Here is a 19,447-nt window from a genome sequence, read left to right as displayed (position 1 = left end):
CCGGAGGGGCCCCGGCCGCGGATGCAGCCGGTGCCGTCCGCCCGTCACCAGCCGGCGGACGGCCCGGTCAGCTCCCTGATCGCCGGACGCGCGGCGTCCAGCACCGTCATGAACCAGGCCGAGAACGGCGCCTTGGCGTGCCGCTCGGCGAGCTCGTCGGCCGTCACGAACGCGGTCTCGCCGACCTCCTCCGGGTCGGGCCGCAGCTCGTCCTGGGCCATTCCCACGAAGAGGTGGTTGAACTCCTGCTCCACCAGCCCGGAGGCCGGGTCGGGGTGGTTGTAGCGGACCGTGCCGGCCTCGGCCAGCAGCGAGGGCGAGATCCCCAGCTCCTCATGGGTGCGCCGGGCGGCGGCGGCGAAGGGCGCCTCGCCGGGGTAGGGGTGGCCGCAGCAGGTGTTCGACCAGACACCGGGGGAGTGGTACTTGCCGAGCGCGCGGCGCTGGAGCAGCAGCCGGCCCTGCTCGTCGAAGAGGAAGACCGAGAAGGCGCGGTGCAGCTGACCGGGTGGCTGATGGGCGGCGAGCTTCTCCGCCGTACCGATGGTGATGCCGTCCTCGTCGACCAGTTCGAGCATGATCGCTTCTGCTGTGCCGTTCGACGAGCTGTGCGTCGCGGTGGCTGGTGTGGTCGGCATACCCATCCTTCGCTATGGTCCCGGCCCGGTGCGCCGGTCCCGTCGATTCCGGTCAAGTCTGCCGTACAAAAGCCGCTTGTCCGCACCTCGGGGTCTGGCATGTCCGGTCCCGCCGCACCACGGGGTGCGGCGGGACCGGACGGCGCGTCAGACGCCGAAGGCGGCCGGGTAACGGATCGTGCCCTGCGGCACCGGCACGGATTCGTCCAGTACCAGGGCCATCATCGCCTCGTCCGGGACGTCGAAGCCGGGCCGGATCCCGTACCGCGACGCCGGTACGAAGCCGAACCTCGGGTAGTACTCGGGATGGCCGAGGACCAGGACGAGTGACTCGCCGCGCAGCCTGGCCGCGTCGAGCACCGCCCGCACCACGGCCTGCCCCGCCCCCCGGCGCTGGTGCTCCGGGGCCGTCGCCACCGGGGCCAGCGCGAGAGCGGGCGTGTCCCCGACCCGGCACCGGGTCAGCAGGGCGTACGCCGCCACCTCCCCGTCCGGGCCGTCGGTGGCGACCCGGGAGAGACCGGGCAGCCAGGCCGCCGGGTCGGCGCGCAGCGCGTCGACGAGAGCGGCCTCGTCCGGCGTCGGGAACGCGGCGGCGTTGACCGTGTGCACGGCCGCGGTGTCCGCCGCGGTCTCCGGCCGGACCGCCCAGCGGGGATCCGCGGGGCGCAGCACGTATCCGGCGTAGCCGTACTCCGTGCCGTGGTCGCGCCGCATGGCCAACTCCTCGCGGGTCGCCGCGAGCGCCCACGCCATGCCGGGGGCCGACGCGTCGGCCCCCGCGACGCGCTCGGCGAGCGGGACGTAGTACGCGTCCCAGTCGCTGTCGGGCTGCACCAGCACCCCGAGGGCGTGGTAGCCGGACGCCACGGCGGCCGCGGTGTGGGCCGCCACCGGGCGCATCGACGTCTCCTGTTCCCAGAAGGCGCGCGCCTCGGCCGTCGGCGCGTCCGTCGTCCAGGCACATTCGGTGACGACGAGGGAGCCGCCGGGGGCGAGCAGCCGCTTCCAGTCACGCAGCGCGGTGTCGAAACCGATGAGGTACGCCGACCCCTCGGCCCAGACGAGGTCGAACGACCCGTCGGGGAAGTCGGGGCCGGACAACTCGGCCATGTCGGCCCGGACCGTACGGACACGGTCGCCGAGCCCACGCGCGTCGGCCTCGGCGCGCAGTTCGTCGAGGAAGGGCTGATGGAGGTCGACGGCGGTCACCTCGGCGCCCGCCTCGGCGGCGAGGAGCAGCGTGGCACGGCCGGGACCGCAGCCCAGATCCAGGACGCGCGGACGGTGCGGCAGCGGGCCGGCGAACTCCAGCAGCCGCCGGACGGTGGCGTCGGAGCCGGGGCTCTGCCGGGGCAGGCCGTGGTGAAGGGAGAAGAACGCCTCGGTACGGACGGCGTGGTCGTGGTCGGTCAACGTGGGAACCCTTGGGTACGAGGGCTCCGGCCAACGAATCGACCCGGTGCGAGTCGGGGTGCTAGCCGAGAACCCGGGAGTTGAGGAAGGACCGGATGCTGCGCCGGGCAGGCGCCTTCGCGACGGTCATCAACCTCAGCTCCTCTCTCGTATGCGGGGAGGCCGAACGCCTCTGCGAATACCCTACACGGCCCGCCGAACGGGCCTCAGTGGCAGAGCCTGGCCTCGTGCTCGGCATGGCCGCTCGGCTCCAGCTGGAAGGTGCAGTGCTCCACGTCGAAGTGGACGCCGAGGCAGCCCTGGAGCTCATGGAGGAGTTTCTCGTGCCCGATCGAGTCGAGCATGTCCTGGCGCACCACCACATGGGCGGAGAGCACCGGCATCCCCGAGGTGATCGTCCAGGCGTGCAGGTCGTGGACGTCCAGCACACCGGGCAGCTCGGTGATGTGGGCCCGTACCTCGGCCATGTCGACCCCCTTGGGCGCCGACTCCAGCAGCACGTTGAGCGTCTCCCTGAGCAGCTTCACCGTACGGGGCACGATCATCAGGCCGATGACGAGCGAGGCGATCGGGTCGGCGGCCTGCCAGCCGGTGGTCAGGATGACACCCGCCGAGATCAGCACCGCGAACGAGCCGAGCGTGTCCGCGAGCACCTCCAGATAGGCGCCGCGCACATTGAGGCTGTCCTTCTGCCCGCGCATCAGCAGCGAGAGGGAGATCATGTTGGCGACCATGCCGACCAGGGCGAAGGCGATCGTCAGCCCGCCCCGGGTCTCGGCCGGGGTGATGAAGCGCTCGACGGCTTCGAGGAGCAGGAAACCGCCGACACCGAGCAGCAGCAGACAGTTGGCCAGCGCGGCGAGGATCTCGGCGCGGGCGTAGCCGAAGGTGCGGTTCGGCCCTGCCGGCCGGTTGGCGAAGTGGATCGCCAGCAGCGCCATGCCCAGTCCGAGGGCGTCGGTCGCCATGTGGGCCGCGTCGGCGACCAGCGCGAGGGAGTCGGCGAGCACACCGCCGACGATCTCCACGACCATCACGGTGAGTGTGATGCCGAGTGCTATCCGCAGCCGTCCCTTGTACGCGGCGGCGGCCGTGCCGGTGGGCGGCGGCCCGCCGTGTGTGTGCCCGTGGTCGTGCCCTGCCCCCATGGGGAACGCCTCCCGGTCGTCTCGCGGTCCCGGACGCGGTCGCCCCGGGCACAGCCAGTCAACTACGGGTGGGGGGTATCCGGCAACACGGGACTGAACACCGTTGTCATCTGCCCTGACCTGCGGAAATGCTTGCAGGTCAGGGCGGTGGCGCGGTGCGAGGGAGCGGGGCGGCACCCTCGCGTTTTGTCAGGTGAGGTGACGATCGACGATGATGATCGCGGACGGCGTCGCATGATGCCGGTCCACCCCGAACAGGGCGCAAACGGTCGGTGAACTCGCGCTTCCGTTCATCCGATAGCCTCTGCCGACGTGCCGCCGGCCCGCATCCGGGCCACTTTGCCGCGCGCCGAACCCGTCAGCACCAAGGAGTGAGTTCGTCTGTCGACCGCCATCCTCACCGGTGCACTCGTACCCGGGTCGTCGCTCACGGACGATCTGCGGTCACTGGGCTTCGACGTACAGGTCGCCGCCGATGCGGCCGAGGCCGCACGGCTGCTCTCGGCCGTCCCCGCCGACCGCCGCGTCGCACTGGTCGATCCCCGTTTCGTCGGCCATGTCCACGCTCTCCGGCTCGGACTGACCGACCCCCGCTTCCCCGCCGCCACCGTGCCCGGCGCGCTCACCGCGCAGCCGGAGGCGCGCCCCGCGCTCGTCTCGGCCCTGGACGCAACGGCCGAGGCCGTCGGCGCGGGCGCCCCCACGGGCACGTCCGCCGTACCGGTCGCCGACCGCACCCTGCCGGGCCGTCTCGCCGTCACCATGGACGCCGGGGGCACCGCCGTGCAGCGCCCCGAGCTGGGCTCGCTGGTCGCGGCCGTGCCGGTCGACGAGCCGGAGCGCGAAGCGGCACACGGCGCCCGTGACGCGGTCGACGACGAGGCGGTGCGGCTGCGCAGTGCCGTGAAGGCCCACGACGGCTTCTTCACCACGTTCTTCATCAGCCCGTACTCCCGCTACATCGCCCGCTGGTGCGCCCGCCGCGGCCTCACGCCGAACCAGGTCACCACCGCCTCCCTGCTGACCGCGCTGATCGCGGCCGGCAGCGCGGCGACCGGCACCCGCGGCGGCTACATCGCCGCCGGACTGCTGCTCCTCTTCTCCTTCGTCCTGGACTGCACCGACGGGCAGCTCGCCCGCTACTCGCTGCAGTACTCGACGATGGGCGCCTGGCTGGACGCGACCTTCGACCGGGCCAAGGAGTACGCGTACTACGCGGGTCTCGCGCTCGGCGCCGCCCGCGGCGGTGACGACGTATGGGCGCTCGCCCTCGGCGCGATGGTGCTCCAGGCCTGCCGGCACGTCATCGACTTCTCGTTCAACGAGGCCAACCACGACGCGGTGGCCAATTCGAGCCCCACGGCAGCACTCTCCGACCGGCTCGACAGCGTCGGCTGGACCGTCTGGCTGCGCCGGATGATCGTGCTGCCGATCGGCGAGCGCTGGGCGATGATCGCGGTACTGACCGCGGTCACCACGCCCCGGACCGTCTTCTACGCCCTGCTCATCGGCTGTGCCTTCGCCGCCTGCTACACCACCGCCGGCCGCCTGCTGCGCTCGCTGACCCGCAAGGCCGAGCGCACCGACCGCGCCGCCCGCGCACTCGCCGAGCTGGCCGACTCCGGACCGATCGCCCAGTTCGTCTCGGTGGCCGGGCCCCGGCTCGGCGGCAGCTGGAGCGCCCCGGCCACGGCCCTGCTCGCCGGGGTGCTCATGATCGCCTCCGCGCTCTCGCAGCCCTTCGGCAGCTGGCACACCATCCTGGCCGCGGTGGTCTACGCGATGCTGTCCGGCATGGCGGTCTCCCGCCCGCTCAAGGGGGCCCTCGACTGGCTCGTACCCCCGGCGTTCAGGGCGGCGGAGTACTGCACCGTCCTCGTCCTGGCCGCCCGCAGCGATGTGCAGGGGGCTCTTCCCGCGGCCTTCGGGCTGGTCTCGGCCGTCGCCTACCATCACTACGACACGGTGTACCGCATTCGCGGCGGCACCGGCGCGCCGCCCCAGTGGCTGGTGCGGACGATCGGCGGGCACGAGGGCCGCACCCTGGTGGTGGCCGTACTCGCCGCCGTATTCACCCGGCACGCGGCTTTCACCGTGGCGCTCACCACAGTCGCTGTGGCAGTGGCACTGGTGGTGCTCGTGGAGTCCATCCGCTTCTGGGTGTCCTCCGGAGCACCCGCCGTTCACGACGAAGGAGAAACCGCATGATCGGCCTCGTACTGGCAGCCGGTGCAGGACGGCGTCTGCGCCCCCACACCGACACGCTTCCGAAGGCGCTCGTGCCTGTCGACGGCGAGAAGACGGTGCTGGACCTCACGCTGGCCAACTTCGCGGAGATCGGTCTCACCGAGGTCGCCGTCGTCGTCGGCTACCGCAAGGAAGCCGTGTACGCCCGCAAGGCCGAGCTGGAGGCGGAGTACGGCGTCACCCTCACCCTGATCGACAACGACAAGGCCGAGGAGTGGAACAACGCCTACTCCCTGTGGTGCGCCCGTGAGGTCCTGGGACGCGGCGTCATCCTCGCCAACGGCGACACCGTGCACCCGGTCTCCGTCGAGAAGACCCTGCTCGCGGCCCGGGGCGACGGCCGGAGGATCATCCTCGCCCTCGACACGGTGAAGCACCTCGCCGACGAGGAGATGAAGGTCGTCGCCGAGGACGGCAAGGGCGTGCGGCACATCACCAAGCTGATGGACCCGGCCACCGCCACCGGTGAGTACATCGGTGTCACCCTCATCGAGCCCGAGGCCGCCGAGGAGCTCGCGGACGCCCTGAAGGCGACCTTCGAGCGCGACCCCGACCTCTACTACGAGGACGGCTACCAGGAGCTGGTGAACCGTGGCTTCACCGTCGACGTGGCCCCCATCGGCGAAGTGACGTGGGTGGAGATCGACAACCACGACGACCTCGCGAAGGGCCGTGAGATCGCGTGCCAGTACTGACCCGGCTGATTCCGTCCCCGGTCGTCGTCGACATCCGTCGCGGCGCCCTGGACGATCTGGCCGGCCTCCTCGCCGACCAGCGGATCTCCGCCTCCGGCAAGCTCGCCGTCGCGATCAGCGACGGCTCGGGGCGCGCGCTGCGCGAGCGGCTGACCCCCGCGCTGCCCGGCGCCCACTGGTACCCGGTGACCGACGGCACCCTCGACTCGGCGGTCAAGCTGGCCGACGAGATCAAGGGCAACCGGTACGACGCCGTGGTCGGCCTCGGCGGCGGCAAGATCGTCGACGTGGCGAAGTACGCGGCCGCGCGGGTCGGGCTGCCCATGGTCGCGGTGGCGACGAACCTCGCCCACGACGGCCTCTGCTCACCCGTCGCGACGCTCGACAACGACAACGGCCGGGGCTCCTACGGGGTCCCCACCCCGATCGCCGTGGTCATCGACCTCGACATAGTCCGCCAGGCACCGGCCCGCTTCGTCCGCTCCGGCATCGGCGACGCGGTCTCCAACATCTCCTGCGTGGCCGACTGGGAACTCGCCCACGAGGTCAACGGCGAGGAGATCGACGGACTCGCCGCGGCCATGGCCCGGCAGGCCGGCGAGGCCGTGCTGCGGCATCCCGGCGGGATCGGCGACGACGCCTTCCTCAAGGTGCTCGCCGAGGGCCTCGTACTGACCGGCATCTCGATGTCCGTCGCCGGGGACTCCCGGCCGGCCTCGGGCGCCTGCCACGAGATCAACCACGCCTTCGATCTGCTGCACCCCAGGCGCGCGGCCAGCCACGGCGAGCAGGTCGGCCTCGGCGCCTGCTTCGCCATGCATTTGCGCGGCGCGCGCGAGGAGTCGCTGCTCATGGCGGCCACCCTGCGCCGGCACGGCCTTCCGGTCATGCCCGAAGAGATCGGCTTCACCGCCGACGAATTCGTCCAGGCCGTCGACTACGCCCCGCAGACCCGTCCGGGGCGCTTCACGATCCTGGAACACCTCAACCTGTCCACCGACCAGATCAGGGACGCGTACGCCGACTATGCAAAAGCCATCCATAGCTGAACTCCGTCCGGTCGTGCACCCCCCGGGTGTGAAGGACCGGCGCAGCGGTGAGCACTGGGCTGGTCGGCTCTACATGCGCGAGATCTCGCTGCGCATCGACCGGCACCTGGTGAACACCAAGGTCACCCCCAACCAGCTGACCTACGTGATGACGGTCGCCGGAGTGCTCTCCGCGCCGGCCCTGCTCGTCCCGGGCATCCCCGGTGCGCTGCTCGGGGTGCTCATGGTCCAGCTCTACCTCCTGCTCGACTGCGTCGACGGCGAGGTGGCCCGCTGGAAGAAGCAGTTCTCGCTGGGCGGGGTCTATCTGGACCGGGTCGGCGCGTACCTCTGCGACGCGGCCGTGCTGGTCGGCTTCGGCCTGCGCGCCGCCGACCTGTGGGGCACCGGACGGATCGACTGGCTCTGGGCCTTCCTGGGCACGCTCGCGGCGCTCGGCGCCATCCTGATCAAGGCCGAGACCGACCTGGTCGGGGTCGCCCGCCACCAGGGCGGGCTGCCGCCGGTCAAGGAGGCCGCCTCGGAGCCGCGCTCGTCCGGGATGGCGCTCGCCCGCCGTGCCGCCGGCGCGCTCAAGTTCCACCGGCTGATCCTCGGGGTCGAGGCGTCACTGGTCATCCTGGTGGCGGCCGTCCTCGACACGGTCCGCGACGACCTGTTCTTCAGCCGTCTCATGGTCGCGGTGCTGGCCGGCATCGCGCTGCTGCAGACGCTCCTGCACCTGGTGTCGATCCTGGCGTCCAGCAGGCTGAAGTGAGCCCGTCCATGAAGCTCGGCGCGGTCATCATCACGATGGGCAACCGTCCTGACGAGCTCCGCGCCCTCCTCGATTCGGTCGCCCGGCAGGACGGCGACCGGATCGAGGTGGTGGTCGTCGGCAACGGCGCCCCCGTACCGGACGTCCCGGCGGGGGTGCGGACGATCGAGCTGCCCGAGAACCTGGGCATCCCCGGCGGCCGCAATGTCGGGATCGAGGCCTTCGGCCCGTCCGGCGCCGACGTGGACGCCCTGCTCTTCCTCGACGACGACGGGCTGCTCCCGCTCACCGACACCGCCGAGCTCTGCCGGCAGGCCTTCGAGGCCGATCCCGAGCTGGGCATCATCAGCTTCCGCATCGCCGACCCGGACACCGGGGTGACGCAGCGCCGTCACGTACCGCGGCTGCGTGCCGCCGATCCGATGCGCTCCTCACGCGTGACGACCTTCCTCGGCGGCGCCAACGCCGTACGCACCGAGGTCATCGCCGAGGTCGGGCCGCTGCCCGGCCAGTTCTTCTACGCACACGAGGAGACCGATCTCGCCTGGCGGGCGCTGGACGCCGGCTGGCTGATCGACTACCGCGCGGACCTGGTCCTCGACCACCCGACGACCGCCCCCTCGCGGCACGCGGTGTACCACCGCATGGTGGCCCGCAACCGGGTCTGGCTCGCCCGGCGCAATCTGCCCGCGCCCCTGGTGCCCGTCTACCTCGGGGTGTGGCTGCTGCTGACCCTGGTCCGCAGGCCCTCGGGCCCGGCGCTGAAGGCCTGGCTCGGCGGCTTCCGGGAGGGCTGGTCCACGCCGTGCGGTACCCGCCGCCCGATGAAGTGGCGCACGGTGTGGCGGCTGACCAGACTGGGCCGACCTCCCGTGATCTGAGAGGCTCACCTCTGAGAGCATGGGACGTACGTTTTCTCCACGGGACCTGTCCGCTCCGAGCCGCGCCCGCGCCCGGCTGCGCATCTTGAATACGAGAGTTTCATCTGGTGAGTGACACAACCCATGATGGTGCGGTGGCCTTGAGCACCTCACCATCCGCCGACGACGGCCTCAGCCCGGCCGAGCTGGCCACCAAGTACGGCCTGACGGTGAGCGGCGCCCGGCCGGGGCTCTTCGAGTACATCCGGCAGCTCTGGGGCCGGCGCCACTTCATCATGGCCTTCTCCAGGGCCAAGCTGACCGCCCAGTACAGCCAGGCGAAGCTCGGCCAGCTCTGGCAGGTGGCCACGCCGCTGCTCAACGCGCTGGTCTACTACCTGATCTTCGGGCTGATCCTGGGCACCAGGAAGGGAATGAGCCAGGAGGTCTTCATCCCGTTCCTGGTGACCGGCGTCTTCGTCTTCACCTTCACCCAGAGTTCGGTGATGGCGGGCGTGCGGGCCATCTCCGGCAACCTGGGGCTGGTCCGGGCCCTGCACTTCCCGCGTGCCTCGCTGCCCATTTCGTTCTCGCTCCAGCAGCTCCAGCAGCTGCTGTTCTCCATGATCGTGCTCGCGGCCGTGGCCATCGCCTTCGGCAGCTACCCGGGCCTGTCCTGGCTGCTGATCATTCCGGCGCTGGTCATGCAGTTCGTCTTCAACACCGGCCTGGCGCTGATCATGGCCAGGCTCGGCAGCAAGACGCCGGACCTCGCCCAGCTGATGCCGTTCGTCATGCGGACCTGGATGTACGCCTCGGGCGTCATGTTCTCCATCCCGGTGATGCTCAAGGACAAGCCCGACTGGATCGCCAATCTGCTCCAGTACAACCCGGCGGCCATCTACATGGACCTGGTCCGCTTCGCGCTGATCGACGGGTACGGCGCGGGGAACCTGCCGGCGCACGTCTGGATCGTGGCGCTCGCCTGGGCGGTCCTCATGGGCCTCGTGGGCTTCGTGTACTTCTGGAAGGCAGAGGAACGGTACGGCCGTGGCTGACGACAAGACTCAGGGACGTGTCCCCACCGTCATCGCCGACGACGTGCACATCGTGTACCGGGTCAACGGCGCGGGCGGCGGCAAGGGCAGCGCCACCGCGGCGCTGAGCCGGATCCTGCGCCGGGGAAAGGGCGAGCCCCGCGGGGTGCGCAAGGTGCACGCCGTCCGCGGTGTCTCCTTCACCGCCTACCGGGGCGAGGCGATCGGCCTCATCGGGACCAACGGCTCCGGCAAGTCGACGCTGCTGCGGGCCATCGCCGGTCTGCTGCCGACCGAGCACGGCAAGGTCTACACCGACGGGCAGCCGTCGCTGCTCGGGGTGAACGCCGCGCTGATGAGCGATCTGACCGGCGAGCGCAACGTGGTGCTCGGCGGTCTCGCGATGGGCATGTCCCGCGAGGAGATCCGCGAGCGCTACCAGGGCATCGTCGACTTCTCCGGCATCAACGAGAAGGGCGACTTCATCACCCTGCCGATGCGTACGTACTCCTCGGGCATGGCCGCGCGGCTGCGCTTCTCCATCGCCGCCGCGAAGAACCACGACGTCCTCATGATCGACGAGGCGCTGGCGACCGGCGACCGCAAGTTCCAGATCCGCTCCGAGAAGCGCATCAGGGAGCTCCGCAAGGAGGCCGGCACCGTCTTCCTGGTCAGCCACAGCAACAAGTCCATCAGGGACACCTGTGACCGGGTGCTGTGGCTGGAGAAGGGCGAGCTGCTGATGGACGGCCCGACGGACGAGGTGCTCAAGGCGTACGAGCGCGAGACCGGGAAGTAGCGGTCCGTCCCGCTCCGCGCCACCTCGGCGGCCTCTGCCGGTACCCTCCGGCGGGGGCCGTCGTGCTGTCCGGATCAGGGAACGCCGTCGGCGCCTCCACGCCCGGCGGTATGTCCCGCTCACGATCTCGTCCCGTCGGATGACGTCAATTCCCTTGCGTACGGGGAAGGTTGGCGGGGCGGAAAGCGTTACCGCAACGCGCCCGACACCCCGCCGTATGGATGAGCGTTGTACAACGTAAGCTGTACCGGTGCTGATTCGAGGCAAGTGGCGCGATAGTGCCTGGTGCACGGCCCGTAGGCAGCGCTCCGCACTCGGCAGAGCGGGCGGCGTGTCCGGAATGGGATGTTTTGGGTCGGCAGTGTAGAACGGGAGATGTGACGGCAATGACGGAAAATCTCCAGCTCCGAGGTGCGCACGCCGTCCCAGCACCGGGCGGCCCCCGGTGACCCCCACCCGGCAGACGCACCCCGATGACGTCGTGCCCAGCACCCTCGACAAGGCCGCGGACGAGAATTTCCCCGTAGCCCCCTTCTTCCTGCCCCGCGCCTGGCGCGAGGACCTGATGGCCGTCTACGGCTACGCACGCCTCGTCGACGACATCGGCGACGGCGATCTCGCCCCCGGCGGTGCGGACGCCCGCCACCTCGGCCTCGATCCCGCAGGGGCCGAGGACCGGCTCGCCATGCTCGATGCCTTCGAGACCGATCTGCACCGGGTCTTCGACGCCTCGGGCGACGGCCCCCGTCACCCCCTGCTGCGCGCACTGCGCCCCACCGTGCGGCGCTGCGCGCTCACCCCGGAACCCTTCCTCGGCCTCATCGAGGCGAACCGGCAGGACCAGAAGGTCCGCCGCTACGGGACGTACGACGAGCTCCTGGCCTACTGCGAGCTGTCCGCCAACCCCGTGGGCCGGCTGGTCCTGCAGATCACCGGAACCGCCAGCCCCGAGCGGGTCCGCCGTTCCGACGCCGTCTGCACGGCCCTGCAGATCGTCGAGCACCTCCAGGACGTCACCGAGGACCTCGGCCGCGACCGGATCTATCTGCCCGCCGACGACATGGCGCGGTTCCATGTCACCGAGGCCGATCTCGCAAGCCCCTCGGGGGGCGCATCGGTGCGTTCACTGGTCGCGTACGAAGCGGAACGCGCTCGGGAACTGCTGAATGAAGGCACCCCCCTGGTGGGTAGCGTCCACGGCAGGCTCAAGCTGCTTCTCGCCGGATTCGTGGGAGGGGGGCGCGCCGCTCTCACCGCGATCGCGGCCGCCGGGTTCGATGTACTGCCCGGACCGCCCAAGCCCACCAAGCCCAGCCTGCTGCGCGAGGTGGGAGTTGTCTTGCGAAGAGCGCGTAGAGAGGGGTGAGCCGGACCGTGGAGGGACAGACGACGTACATGTCGGCACCGGTACAGGCCGCATACAGTTACTGCGAGGCGGTCACCGGACAGCAGGCGCGTAACTTCGCGTACGGCATCAGGCTGCTGCCGACCGAGAAGCGACAGGCCATGTCGGCGCTGTACGCCTTCTCCCGTCGTGTCGACGACATCGGTGACGGCGAGCTGGACGCGGACACCAAGCGGGCCCGCCTGGAGAGCACCCGCACCGTGCTGGACCGGATCCGCGACGGAGCGGTCGAGGAGGACGACACCGACCCGGTGGCCGTCGCGCTCGCCGACGCCGCGCGCAGATTCCCGCTCCCGCTCGGCGGGCTCGACGAGCTCATCGACGGCGTACTGATGGATGTGCGTGGCGCGACGTACGAGACCTGGGACGACCTCAAGGTCTACTGTCGCTGCGTCGCCGGTGCCATCGGCCGCCTCAGCCTGGGCGTCTTCGGCACCGAGCCCGGAGCCCCGGGGGCCGACCGGGCCGCGGAGTACGCCGACACGCTCGGCCTCGCGCTCCAGCTGACCAACATCCTGCGCGACGTCCGCGAGGACGCGGGCAACGGACGGACCTACCTGCCCGCCGACGACCTCGCCAAGTTCGGCTGCTCGGCCGGCTTCCACCGGGCCACACCACCACCCGGCGCCGACTTCGCGGGCCTCGTCCACTTCGAGGTGCGGCGCGCCAGGACGCTGTTCGCCGAGGGGTACCGGCTGCTGCCGATGCTGGACCGGCGCAGCGGAGCCTGCGTCGCGGCCATGGCGGGCATCTACCGGCGGCTGCTCGACCGGATCGAGCGCGACCCCGAGGCGGTGCTGCGCGGCCGGGTCTCGCTGCCGGGCCACGAGAAGGCGTACGTCGCGGTGCGCGGTCTGTCCGGCCTCGACGCCCGGTACATCTCCCGGCGCACGACCAGGGGGCGTGTCTGATGCGCCGTGAGGACATCTCGCGCACCATGTGCCGCAGGGAGACCCGATCCGCCCGGCGATCAACCCTGTGCCGTGCCGACGCGTCCCTGACTGAAGTGACCCGGCGAAAGGAGGACGCATGACGGACGACGCCCCGCGCTCCTCCCGCGCGGTCGTGATCGGCGGCGGGCTCGCCGGAATCACCTCGGCGCTGCGCCTCGCCGACGCCGGGCTTGACGTGACCCTGCTCGAAGGCCGGCCCCGGCTCGGCGGCCTCGCCTTCTCCTTCCGGCGCGGCGAACTGACGGTCGACAACGGGCAGCATGTGTACCTGCGCTGCTGCACCGCCTACCGCTGGTTCCTCGACCGCGTCGACGGGGCACGTCTCGCGCCCCTGCAAAACCGTTTGGACGTGCCCGTTCTCGACGTCGGACGTCCTTCGGGCCCCCGGCTGGGACGGCTGCGCCGCAACGCCCTGCCGGTGCCCTTCCACCTCGCCGCCGGACTGGCCACGTACCCGCACCTCTCACTCGCCGAGCGGGCGGGCGTCGGCCGCGCCGCACTGGCGCTCGGCCGCCTGGACCCCGACGACCCCGCGCTCGACGCCGTCGACTTCGCGAGCTGGCTCGCCCGGCACGGCCAGTCGCCGCGCACCATCGAGGCCCTCTGGGACCTGGTCGGCGTCGCCACGCTCAACGCCACCGCGCCGAACTCCTCGCTGGCCCTGGCCGCGAAGGTCTTCAAGACCGGACTCCTCTCCGAGCCCGGCGCCGCCGACATCGGCTGGGCGAGCGTCCCGCTCGGCGAGGTGCACGACACGCTGGCAGGCAAGGCGCTCGACTCCGCCGGAGTCCGCACCGAACTGCGTACGAAGGCCTCCGCCCTCACCCGCACGGAGGACGGCGGGTGGATCGTGGACACCGGCGGCGAACGGATCGAGGCGGAGACCGTCGTCCTCGCCGTCCCGCAGCGCGAGACCCATGACCTGCTGCCCGAAGGCGCGCTCGACGAGCCCGGACGGCTGCTCGACATCGGCACCTCGCCCATCCTCAACGTGCACGTCGTCTACGACCGCGAGGTGCTGCGCCGCCCGTTCTTCGCCGCGCTCGGCTCCCCGGTCCAGTGGGTCTTCGACCGCACGGACGCCTCGGGTCTCACCGGCCCCGGGCAGTACCTCGCGGTGTCCCAGTCCGCCGCCGACGAGGAGATCGACCTCCCCGTCGCGGAGCTGCGCGGCCGCTACCTGCCCGAGCTGGAGCGGCTCCTTCCGGCCGCCCGCGGGGCCGGCATCAGGGATTTCTTCGTCACCCGGGAGCGCACGGCGACCTTCGCCCCCGCCCCCGGCGTCGGCCGGCTGCGGCCGGGTGCCCGCACCCGTCTCCCCGGCCTCTGCCTGGCCGGAGCATGGACGGCCACCGGCTGGCCCGCGACGATGGAGGGTGCCGTCCGCAGCGGGTTCAGCGCGGCGGACGCCGCGCTCCGGGCGCTCGGCCGCTCCCATGAACATCCGCTGCAGGAGGCGGCATGAGCAGTACCACCGGAACAAGAGGAGAGTCAGTGACCCCGGCGAATCCGGCTTTCGACACCGTGGCCGACACCACGGACGTCACCGCGCTTCTGGAGCGCGGACGGGCCCTTTCCACGCCGGTGCTCCGGGCCGCCGTTGACCGGCTCGCACCGCCCATGGACACCGTCGCCGCCTACCACTTCGGCTGGATCGACGCCCAGGGACAGCCCGCCGACGGCGACGGCGGCAAGGCCGTGCGCCCGGCCCTCGCCCTGCTGTCGGCGGAGGCCGCCGGCGCCGCCGCCGAGGCCGGCGTCCCCGGCGCCGTGGCCGTCGAACTCGTGCACAACTTCTCGCTGCTGCACGACGACCTGATGGACGGCGACGAACAGCGCCGCCACCGCGACACCGTCTGGAAGGTGCACGGCCCCGCCCAGGCGATCCTGGTCGGCGACGCGCTCTTCGCCCTCGCCAACGAGGTCCTGCTGGAGCTCGGCACCGTCGAGGCGGGCCGCGCGACCCGCAGGCTGACCGTGGCCAGCCGCAAGCTGATCGACGGTCAGGCCCAGGACATCTCCTACGAGCACCGCGAGCGGGTCACCGTCGAGGAGTGCCTGGAGATGGAGGGCAACAAGACCGGCGCCCTGCTCGCCTGCGCCTGCTCCATCGGCGCGGTCCTCGGCGGCGCCGACGACCGGACCGCCGACACCCTGGAGGCGTACGGATACCACCTCGGCCTCGCCTTCCAGGCCGTCGACGACCTGCTCGGCATCTGGGGCGACCCCGAGTCCACCGGCAAGCAGACCTGGAGCGACCTGCGCCAGCGCAAGAAGTCCCTCCCGGTCGTCGCCGCCCTCGCCGCGGGCGGTCCGGCATCGGAGCACCTGGGCGAACTGCTCGCGGCCGACGCCAAGAGCACCGATTTCGACAGCTTCTCCGAAGAGGAGTTCGCCGCCCGTGCGGCACTCATCGAGGAGGCGGGCGGCCGCGAGTGGACCGCCCAGGAGGCCCGTCGGCAGCATGCGGTCGCCATCGAGGCGCTGCACCGCGTCGACATGCCGCAGACCGTGCGGGCGCAGCTCACGGCGCTCGCGGACTTCGTCGTCGTACGAAAGAGATGATCACCATCTGCTCCATATGAATCGCAGTCGCCGGCCGGTGTCCTGACAGGCACCGGCCGACGGAGACCCCAGCACAGCAGAGGACCGCACTGCACGAAGGGGAAGCCATGACAGCGACGACCGACGGAAGCACCGGGGCCGTGAACCCCCGCGCAGCCTCGGCCAGCCAACCGACCGACACAACCATCGCCGCGGACGACGTACTCGCCGCCGCGCGGCGGGCCGCGGAACGCTCGGTGGAGCACCTCCTCGGCAGGCAGGACGAGCAGGGCTGGTGGAAGGGCGACCTCGCCACCAACGTCACCATGGACGCCGAGGACCTGCTGCTCCGTCAGTTCCTGGGCATCCAGGACCCGGCCACCGTCGAAGCGGCCGGCCGCTTCATCCGCGGTGAACAGCTCGGTGACGGCACCTGGGCCACCTTCCACGGCGGGCCCGGCGAACTCTCCACCACCATCGAGGCGTACGTGGCCCTGCGGCTGGCCGGGGACCGGCCGGACGACCCGCACATGGCCCGCGCCGCCGGATGGATCAGGGAACAGGGCGGAGTCGCCGCCGCCCGGGTCTTCACCCGGATCTGGCTCGCCCTCTTCGGCTGGTGGAAATGGGACGACCTGCCGGAACTCCCGCCCGAGCTGATGTTCTTCCCGAAATGGGCCCCGCTCAACATCTACGACTTCGGCTGCTGGGCGCGCCAGACCATCGTGCCGCTCACCGTCGTCTCGGCGAAGCGGCCGGTACGCCCGGCCCCCTTCGCGCTCGACGAACTGCACACCGACCCCCGTAACCCGAATCCGCCCCGGCGCCCCGCGCCGGCCGCGAGCTGGGACGGTGTGTTCCATCGCCTGGACAAGGCGCTGCACGTCTACCACCGGATCGCACCGCGCAAGCTGCGCCGGACCGCGATGAACGCCGCGGCCCGCTGGATCATCGAACGCCAGGAGAACGACGGCTGCTGGGGCGGTATCCAGCCGCCCGCCGTGTACTCCATCATCGCGCTGCATCTGCTCGGCTACGACCTGGACCACCCGGTGATGCGGGCCGGCCTCGAATCGCTCGACCGGTTCGCCGTGTGGCGCGAGGACGGCGCCCGGATGATCGAGGCCTGTCAGTCCCCGGTGTGGGACACCTGCCTCGCCACCATCGCGCTCGCCGACGCGGGCGTCAGCCCCGACCACCCCGCGCTCGTGAAGGCCGCGGACTGGATGCTCGGCGAGGAGATCGTCCGGCCCGGTGACTGGTCCGTGCGCCGCCCCCGGCTCAACCCCGGCGGCTGGGCCTTCGAGTTCCACAACGACAACTACCCGGACATCGACGACACCGCCGAGGTGGTCCTCGCCCTGCGCCGGGTCCGCCACCCGGACCGGGCCCGTGTCGAGGCCGCGATCAGGCGCGGAGTCCGCTGGAACATCGGTATGCAGTCCCGCAACGGGGCCTGGGGCGCCTTCGACGCCGACAACACCAGCGGGTTCCCCAACCGGCTGCCCTTCTGCGACTTCGGCGAGGTCATCGACCCACCGTCCGCCGATGTCACCGGGCACGTGGTGGAGATGCTCGCCGTCGAGGGGCGGTCCGGACACCGGGTCACCCGGCGCGGCATCGAGTGGCTGCTCGCCGAACAGGAGGCGAGCGGCGCCTGGTTCGGCCGCTGGGGCGTCAACTACGTCTACGGCACGGGCTCGGTGGTGCCCGCGCTGGTGGCCGCCGGGCTGCCCCCGACGCACCCGGCGATCCGCCGCGCGGTCGGCTGGCTGGAGTCCGTGCAGAACGACGACGGCGGCTGGGGCGAGGACCTGCGCTCGTACCGGGAGGAGAAGTGGATCGGGCACGGCGCCTCGACCCCCTCCCAGACCGCCTGGGCGCTGCTCGCGCTGCTCGCCGCGGGACGACGGGACAGCGGGGCCGTCCAGCGCGGGGTCTCCTGGCTCGGCGAGACGCAGCGGCCCGACGGGTCCTGGGACGAGCCGTACTTCACGGGCACCGGATTCCCGTGGGACTTCTCCATCAACTACCACCTCTACCGGCAGGTTTTCCCGCTCACCGCACTCGGGCGCTACGTGTACGGCGAACCGTTCGCCGACCGCACGGCCACCCGCAAGGAGGCCTGATGGCCGACGGGCCGGGAACGGCCGCCCCCGAGGCGCCGCTGCTGATCGCCTGCGCGCTCGGCATCGAGCAGTTCGCCCTGCGCAGCGGCCGGGGCAGGGCCGGCGCCGCCCCCGGACCGGTGGCCGTGCTCCGTACGGGCATGGGGCCCGCGGCCGCCGAGGAGGCCGTCTCGCGGGCGCTCGGCCGGGACCGGGCGAGCACCACGGTGGTCCTCGCCTCCGGGTTCTGCGCCGGGCTGGTCCCCGGGATGCACCCCGGGGACCTGGTGGTCGCCGACGAGACCCGGGAAGCCGGGGACTCGACGGTCTGCACCGGTCCGGGCCTGCTCGCCGAGGCCCTGGCCAGGGCGGTGCCCGGCCGCGCCGTCCACACCGGTCCGCTGGCCGGCTCCGCCCATGTCGTACGCGGACCCGGGCGGGCCGAGCTGCGGGCCACCGGGGCGATCGCGGTGGACATGGAGTCCGCCGCCACTCTGCGCACCGCTCTGCGTTCCGGGCCGCGTCCGGTTGCCGCCGTACGGGTGGTCGTGGATGCTCCGGAGCATGAGCTCGTCCGCATCGGCACGATACGCGGTGGAATATCAGCCTTCCGTGTTCTCCGTGCCGTCCTGCCTGCTTTCTACGAATGGCACCGATCTTTGCTGCTCCCCAGGAGGTGAGCCAGATGGCCATGCCGCTCCGTCAGTCCATCAAGGTTGCGACGTATCTCATGGAGCAGAAGCTCCGTAAGCGGGAGAAATTCCCGCTCATCGTGGAATTGGAGCCTCTGTTCGCCTGCAATCTCGCGTGCGAGGGCTGCGGGAAGATCCAGCACCCGGCCGGCGTGCTCAAGCAGCGCATGCCGGTGGCCCAGGCCGTGGGCGCCGTGCTCGAATCGGGTGCCCCGATGGTCTCCATCGCGGGCGGCGAACCGCTGATGCACCCGCAGATCGATGAGATCGTCCGGCAGCTGGTGGCGCGCAAGAAATACGTCTTCCTGTGCACCAACGCGATGCTGATGCGGAAGAAGATGGAGAAATTCACGCCCTCGCCGTACTTCGCCTTCGCCGTGCACATCGACGGGCTGCGGGAACGGCACGACGAATCGGTCGCCAAGGAAGGCGTTTTCGACGAGGCGGTGGCGGCGATGAAGGAGGCCAAGCGGCGCGGCTTCCGGGTCACCACCAACTCCACCTTCTTCAACACCGACACCCCGCAGACCATCATCGAGGTCCTCAACTACCTCAATGACGACCTGAAGGTCGACGAGATGATGATCTCGCCCGCCTACGCCTACGAGAAGGCCCCGGACCAGGAGCACTTCCTGGGCGTCGAGCAGACCCGCGAACTCTTCAAGAAGGCGTTCGCGGGCGGCAACCGGGCCCGCTGGCGGCTGAACCACTCGCCGCTCTTCCTGGACTTCCTGGAAGGCAAGGCGGACTTCCCGTGCACGGCCTGGGCCATCCCGAACTATTCGCTGTTCGGCTGGCAGCGGCCCTGCTACCTGATGAGCGACGGCTACGTGCCGACGTACCGTCAGCTCATCGAGGAGACCGACTGGGACAAGTACGGCCGGGGCAAGGACCCGCGCTGCGCCAACTGCATGGCGCACTGCGGCTACGAGCCCACCGCCGTGCTCGCCACCATGGGATCGCTGAAGGAATCCCTGCGCGCGGCGCGCGAGACCATCTCCGGGAACCGGTGACGCCATGACCGCTGGAGAGCCGGTCGCACTGGGTCTCCCCGAGTTGCCGGCCCGACCGCTCGCGATGCGCCGCCACTCGCGGCGCA

General features: G+C 71.2%; 17 protein-coding genes. 14 read left to right on the top strand and 3 right to left on the bottom strand.

Annotated elements, in window-relative coordinates; genetic code table 11:
* Nucleotides 1-44 precede the first annotated feature (44 nt).
* The 3 genes from idi to GA0115234_RS38610 form a co-directional block, all read right to left on the bottom strand.
* The gene (gene idi / locus GA0115234_RS38620; RefSeq protein WP_093551138.1) at nt 45-638 is read right to left on the bottom strand and encodes an isopentenyl-diphosphate Delta-isomerase; all 594 of its coding nucleotides are present in this window, start codon (nt 636-638) and stop codon (nt 45-47) included.
* 147 nt (nt 639-785) lie between these two features.
* On the bottom strand, nt 786-2,054 hold the full coding sequence (locus GA0115234_RS38615) for a bifunctional class I SAM-dependent methyltransferase/N-acetyltransferase (protein ID WP_093551136.1): 1,269 nt from the start codon (nt 2,052-2,054) through the stop codon (nt 786-788).
* 206 nt (nt 2,055-2,260) lie between these two features.
* On the bottom strand, nt 2,261-3,202 hold the full coding sequence (locus GA0115234_RS38610) for a cation diffusion facilitator family transporter (protein ID WP_093551134.1): 942 nt from the start codon (nt 3,200-3,202) through the stop codon (nt 2,261-2,263).
* Between the two features lie 609 nt (nt 3,203-3,811).
* Here GA0115234_RS38610 and GA0115234_RS38605 point away from each other — a divergent pair.
* The 14 genes from GA0115234_RS38605 to hpnH all read left to right on the top strand — a co-directional run bounded on the left by GA0115234_RS38605 (nt 3,812) and on the right by hpnH (nt 19,361).
* Entirely contained in the window at nt 3,812-5,410 is a 1,599-nt protein-coding gene (locus tag GA0115234_RS38605) for a CDP-alcohol phosphatidyltransferase family protein (RefSeq protein WP_256088922.1), read from the top strand.
* Nucleotides 5,407-6,144: a phosphocholine cytidylyltransferase family protein gene (locus tag GA0115234_RS38600; RefSeq protein ID WP_093551130.1), complete on the top strand. Its 738-nt coding sequence runs from the start codon at nt 5,407-5,409 to the stop codon at nt 6,142-6,144. The genes GA0115234_RS38605 and GA0115234_RS38600 overlap by 4 nt, the downstream gene beginning before the upstream one ends.
* Nucleotides 6,132-7,193, top strand: a complete 1,062-nt coding sequence (locus GA0115234_RS38595) for an iron-containing alcohol dehydrogenase family protein (RefSeq protein WP_093551128.1) — start codon at nt 6,132-6,134, stop codon at nt 7,191-7,193. The genes GA0115234_RS38600 and GA0115234_RS38595 overlap by 13 nt, the downstream gene beginning before the upstream one ends.
* Entirely contained in the window at nt 7,171-7,950 is a 780-nt protein-coding gene (locus GA0115234_RS38590) for a CDP-alcohol phosphatidyltransferase family protein (protein WP_093551126.1), read from the top strand. Before GA0115234_RS38595 ends, GA0115234_RS38590 begins: the two co-directional genes overlap by 23 nt.
* Nucleotides 7,951-7,958: 8 nt before the next feature.
* Entirely contained in the window at nt 7,959-8,831 is an 873-nt protein-coding gene (locus GA0115234_RS38585) for a glycosyltransferase family 2 protein (RefSeq protein WP_176729395.1), read from the top strand.
* 107 nt (nt 8,832-8,938) lie between these two features.
* On the top strand, nt 8,939-9,868 hold the full coding sequence (locus GA0115234_RS38580; protein WP_093551122.1) for an ABC transporter permease: 930 nt from the start codon (nt 8,939-8,941) through the stop codon (nt 9,866-9,868).
* Complete coding sequence (locus tag GA0115234_RS38575; protein WP_093551121.1) at nt 9,861-10,646, top strand: ABC transporter ATP-binding protein; 786 nt, start codon at nt 9,861-9,863, stop codon at nt 10,644-10,646. The genes GA0115234_RS38580 and GA0115234_RS38575 overlap by 8 nt, the downstream gene beginning before the upstream one ends.
* Nucleotides 10,647-11,091: 445 nt before the next feature.
* The gene (hpnC, locus tag GA0115234_RS38570) at nt 11,092-12,012 is read left to right on the top strand and encodes a squalene synthase HpnC (RefSeq protein ID WP_093551118.1); all 921 of its coding nucleotides are present in this window, start codon (nt 11,092-11,094) and stop codon (nt 12,010-12,012) included.
* A gap of 29 nt (nt 12,013-12,041) precedes the next feature.
* A complete protein-coding gene (hpnD, locus tag GA0115234_RS38565) occupies nt 12,042-12,962 on the top strand; it encodes a presqualene diphosphate synthase HpnD (RefSeq protein WP_176729394.1) in 921 nt (306 codons plus the stop codon).
* 118 nt (nt 12,963-13,080) lie between these two features.
* Nucleotides 13,081-14,469 carry a hydroxysqualene dehydroxylase HpnE gene (gene hpnE, locus GA0115234_RS38560; RefSeq protein WP_093551115.1) on the top strand — a complete coding sequence of 463 codons (1,389 nt, stop codon included), beginning with the start codon at nt 13,081-13,083 and terminating at the stop codon, nt 14,467-14,469.
* On the top strand, nt 14,466-15,569 hold the full coding sequence (locus GA0115234_RS38555) for a polyprenyl synthetase family protein (RefSeq protein ID WP_176729393.1): 1,104 nt from the start codon (nt 14,466-14,468) through the stop codon (nt 15,567-15,569). Before hpnE ends, GA0115234_RS38555 begins: the two co-directional genes overlap by 4 nt.
* A gap of 107 nt (nt 15,570-15,676) precedes the next feature.
* Entirely contained in the window at nt 15,677-17,677 is a 2,001-nt protein-coding gene (shc, locus tag GA0115234_RS38550; protein WP_093551111.1) for a squalene--hopene cyclase, read from the top strand.
* Nucleotides 17,677-18,336: a phosphorylase family protein gene (locus tag GA0115234_RS38545; RefSeq protein ID WP_093551110.1), complete on the top strand. Its 660-nt coding sequence runs from the start codon at nt 17,677-17,679 to the stop codon at nt 18,334-18,336. Before shc ends, GA0115234_RS38545 begins: the two co-directional genes overlap by 1 nt.
* A 5-nt stretch (nt 18,337-18,341) precedes the next feature.
* The gene (gene hpnH / locus GA0115234_RS38540; protein WP_093551108.1) at nt 18,342-19,361 is read left to right on the top strand and encodes an adenosyl-hopene transferase HpnH; all 1,020 of its coding nucleotides are present in this window, start codon (nt 18,342-18,344) and stop codon (nt 19,359-19,361) included.
* The last annotated feature ends 86 nt before the right edge of the window (nt 19,362-19,447 follow it).

Origin of the sequence: Streptomyces sp. DvalAA-43, assembly GCF_900091725.1 — a bacterium.
In the GTDB taxonomy this organism is placed as follows: Bacteria; Actinomycetota; Actinomycetes; order Streptomycetales; family Streptomycetaceae; genus Streptomyces; species Streptomyces pulveraceus.
This window is presented reverse-complemented; position numbering and strand designations above follow the sequence as displayed.